Below are 3748 nucleotides of genomic sequence, written 5' to 3'. Positions count from 1 at the left end.
GCCCAACGGAATGCTGCGGTCGATCAATCCGATCTCGGCCGGCTCGCCCGCCTCGCGCAACAGCGCCTGCAATCGCGCGGACCCAACCGTGACGTTGGACGTGTCGGGATCGGTCGACGCGGCGGAATACCGGCTGCAACTGGACGGCGTCGCGGCCGCGCTGAACGCGCCCGAGGTGGCGGCGGCGTTCCTCGCGGTGCCGCAGGCGCCCGTGCGGCTGGCGATATTCGAATGGAGCGGCGCGCGGCACCAGGCATGGCTGGTCCGCTGGACCGAGATCACGCGCGCCGATCAGCTTGCCGGTATCGCCGAGACGCTGCACGGGGGGCGGACGGCGGCGCGCAACGATCCGGCCACGGCCATCGGCCCGGCCATGCTGTTCGCGGCGCGGGCGCTGGCGGGACAGGCAGATTGCTGGCAGCATACGCTGGACATCTCGGGCGACGGGCCGGCCAATGTCGGCGTTCATCCCCGGGACCTGGGCCGCGCCGAGCTGGGCGGGATCACCGTCAACGGGTTGGTCATCGGGCCGCAGGGGCGCGCCAACACGACGAAGAACCTGAGCAACGTGAAAACGATGGCGGGTTATTACCGCGCCCACGTTATCAAGGGGCCTGGCGCCTTTGTCGAGACGGCGGCCGATTTCACCGACATCGCCGCCGCGATGCGCCGCAAGCTGCTGCGCGAACTCGCGCCGGCGCAGCTGTCGCGGGCCACGCCCGGTCAGTAGATATAGCGGATCTGGTCGGTCCAGTACCTTTCGACGCGGCGCAGCGCCCCCGTGATCTGGTCGATCCCGTCGGGGCCAAGAACGCCGCGGCCCTGCAGCCCGTCGGCATGGCGGGCGAAAAGGCTTTCGACGATGTCGCGGATCCCCCGGCCCTTTTCCGTCAGGCGGACGCGGACCGCGCGGCGGTCGATCTCGCACCGCTGGTGGTGCATGTAGCCCATTTCGACCAGCTTCTTGAGGTTGTAGCTGACATTGCTGCCCTGGTAATAGCCGCGGGTCTTGAGCTCACCCGCGGTGACCTCGTTATCGCCGATATTGAACAGCAACAGCGCCTGCACGGCGTTGATCTCAAGCACGCCGAGCCGTTCGAATTCGTCCTTTATGACGTCCAGCAACAATCGGTGCAGGCGTTCCACCAGCGCCAGGGCGTCAAGGTACCCCGCCATGAACTCGGGCCGGCCTGTCGGGTCGGCCCCGGGCGAAGAAGGGGGATGCATGGTCATGTCCGTCTCCGTGCAATGCTGCGCGTTGACGGAATTTGTGCGAAATTGCCGAATATTCGGTAAACCCCTGACGGGCCCGTAAAATGCGACTCAATTCGCGTTGCAGGCGGTCCGGGCGATATCGGCCACGAGATCAGCGAACCGGGCCGGCGGGGCGGCCTGCCCGCTGACCCACTGGTAAAGGTCCTGATCGTTCTCGGACAGCAACGCTTCGTACCGGTCAACCTGCGCCGGCGCGAGGGCGGCCAGCCGCGCGTCGGCGTAGCGGGCAAGGATGATGTCCATTTCCTTGATCCCGCGCCGCATCGAGCGCATCCGCAGCCGCTTGAGCCTGATGTCGTGTGTCTCGCTCACTCGACCGCTTCTTCCTTGAGCTGGGTGCGCAGGTTCTTTTCGAGCAGGCCCAGCCTTTCGGTGGTACGCGACAACTGGGCGCGGATGTCACGGATCTCGGTCAGCATCTCGTTGACATGCGGCGACAGCTCCCCCTCGTCGGGGCCGCCGGGGCCCTCGCCCTCGCCGCTGAGCAGCCACAGCAGGGACACGTTCAGCAGCCCGGCCATCATCGAGAGCTTGTTGGCGCGCGGCTCGGACAGGTCGTTTTCCCATCCCTTGAGCGTCTTGACCTTGACGCCGAGGCGCTTGGCCAGCTCGGCCTGGCTCATGCCGGCCTGTTCGCGCGCCCCTGCCACGCGGTCACCGAAGGTGGTGGATTCGGGGTCGTACCAACTGTCGCGGGTCGGCGAATTCATGGTGTCCTTCCTTTCGGGTCTTCGCGCTTGAACGAATTCTGTGCGCATTCTAAGACATCGCGCAAGCTCATTCCACTCGGAGGCGACATGAATCCATTGTCCGCGACACTTTCGCGCGTGAAACCCTCGCCCACGATGGCTGTCTCGGCGCTGGCGCAGGAACTGACGGCGGCCGGCCGCGACGTGATAAGCCTCGGCGCCGGGGAGCCGGATTTCGACACGCCGGAAAACATCCGCGCCGCCGGGATCCGCGCCATCGAACAGGGCAAGACACGCTATACCGCCGCCGACGGGATCATGGAGCTGAAGGAGGCCGTCTGCGCCAAGTTCAAGCGCGATAACGGGCTGGATTACACGCCCGCGCAGGTCAGCGTGGGCACCGGCGGCAAGCAGATCCTGTACAACGCGCTGATGGCCACCCTGAACCCCGGCGACGAGGTGGTGATCCCGGCCCCCTACTGGGTGAGCTACCCCGACATGGTGCTGCTGGCCGGCGGCGAGCCGGTGATCGCGCCGGCCGGCATCGAGACCGGTTTCAAGCTGACGCCCGAGGCGCTGGAGGCGGCCATTACCCCGCGCACGCGGTGGGTCATCTTCAATTCGCCCAGCAACCCGACCGGCGCGGGCTATTCATGGGACGAATTGAAGGCGCTGACCGACGTCCTGTTGCGCCATCCCCATGTCTGGGTGTTGACCGACGACATGTACGAACACCTTGCCTATGACGGGTTCGCATTCTGCACGCCCGCGCAGGTCGAGCCCGCGCTGGCGGACCGCACGCTGACCTGCAACGGCGTCAGCAAGGCCTACGCGATGACCGGCTGGCGGATCGGTTACGCGGCCGGCCCGGAGGTGCTGATCGGCGGGATGCGCAAGATCCAGTCGCAATCCACCTCGAACCCCTGCACGATCAGCCAGTGGGCCGCGCTCGAGGCGCTGACGGGGCCGCAGCATTTCATCGCCGAGAACAACGCCGTGTTCAGGCGCCGCCGCGACATGGTGGTGCGGATGCTGAACGGGATCGAGGGCGTCGACTGCCCGACCCCGGACGGCGCGTTCTATGTCTACCCGTCCATCGCCGGGGTGATCGGGCGGACCTCGAAAGGCGGCCGTCTGATCGACAGCGACGAGGCCTTCGCCACCGCGCTGCTGGAGGAAACGGGCGTCGCCGTCGTCTTCGGCGCGGCCTTCGGGCTTTCGCCGAACTTCCGGGTCAGCTACGCTACGTCCGACGCCGCGCTGGAAGACGCGTGCGGACGGATACAGGCGTTCTGCGCGGCACTGGCATGAGGGACCGGGATGAGCGATGGTGACCTGCCCGAGTATTATTTCAGGGTTCGCGAGAACGGTGCGTTCGTGTTCCGCGTGGATACCGGGAACCGCCAGCGGCGCATCGAGATGGACCAGATCGCCGTGGTCAACATCCGCAACGGCCAGATCAAGCCCCACGGCGACCGGGAGCTGAGCGAGGCCGACCTGGCGGTGATCCGCGACTGGATGGAGGAACGCGCCGCGGTGCTGGCCGCGCGGGACATCGACGACATCCACCGCGCCGTGGACCACCTGAACCTGACGACCCACTGGGCCCAGTCGCGGGCCACCGACGCCCAGCTGGAGGAAGTCACCGACGCGCTGCTGCTGGCGATGCACGACCTGCGCAGCGTGCTGGTGCGCAAGAAGGCGGACCGTCTGCTCGGGGGGGACTGACCCGCGCATCCGGCGGGGCGCGCCCGCGGCGCGCGCGGGCTTGTCTCGGTCGCGGT

At 67.3% G+C, this 3748-nt stretch carries 6 protein-coding genes; 3 read left to right on the top strand and 3 right to left on the bottom strand.

Annotation, left to right across the window (positions count from 1 at the left end; translation table 11 throughout):
* A partial coding sequence (locus ACH107_RS30910) for a DUF1194 domain-containing protein (RefSeq protein ID WP_412509509.1) occupies positions 1 to 730 on the top strand: 730 nt, incomplete at its 5' end.
* On the opposite strand, the gene ACH107_RS30905 is transcribed toward ACH107_RS30910, so the two are convergent.
* The 3 genes from ACH107_RS30905 to ACH107_RS30895 form a co-directional block, all read right to left on the bottom strand.
* Positions 724 to 1233: a MarR family winged helix-turn-helix transcriptional regulator gene (locus ACH107_RS30905; RefSeq protein ID WP_412509508.1), complete on the bottom strand. Its 510-nt coding sequence runs from the start codon at positions 1231 to 1233 to the stop codon at positions 724 to 726. The genes ACH107_RS30910 and ACH107_RS30905 overlap by 7 nt on opposite strands.
* 90 nt (positions 1234 to 1323) lie before the next feature.
* Positions 1324 to 1587 carry a succinate dehydrogenase assembly factor 2 gene (locus ACH107_RS30900; RefSeq protein ID WP_412509507.1) on the bottom strand — a complete coding sequence of 88 codons (264 nt, stop codon included), beginning with the start codon at positions 1585 to 1587 and terminating at the stop codon, positions 1324 to 1326.
* Positions 1584 to 1985 carry a helix-turn-helix domain-containing protein gene (locus ACH107_RS30895; protein ID WP_412509506.1) on the bottom strand — a complete coding sequence of 134 codons (402 nt, stop codon included), beginning with the start codon at positions 1983 to 1985 and terminating at the stop codon, positions 1584 to 1586. The genes ACH107_RS30900 and ACH107_RS30895 overlap by 4 nt, the downstream gene beginning before the upstream one ends.
* 87 nt (positions 1986 to 2072) lie before the next feature.
* Here ACH107_RS30895 and ACH107_RS30890 point away from each other — a divergent pair, with 87 nt between their 5' ends.
* Complete coding sequence (locus ACH107_RS30890) at positions 2073 to 3275, top strand: pyridoxal phosphate-dependent aminotransferase (protein WP_412509505.1); 1203 nt, start codon at positions 2073 to 2075, stop codon at positions 3273 to 3275.
* A gap of 9 nt (positions 3276 to 3284) precedes the next feature.
* Positions 3285 to 3692, top strand: a complete 408-nt coding sequence (locus ACH107_RS30885; protein WP_412509504.1) for a hypothetical protein — start codon at positions 3285 to 3287, stop codon at positions 3690 to 3692.
* The last annotated feature ends 56 nt before the right edge of the window (positions 3693 to 3748 follow it).

It is taken from the genome of Roseovarius halophilus (ex Wu et al. 2025) (genome assembly GCF_047086965.1).
Note: the sequence above shows the minus strand (reverse complement) of the source record. Positions and strands in the feature narration are given on the sequence as shown.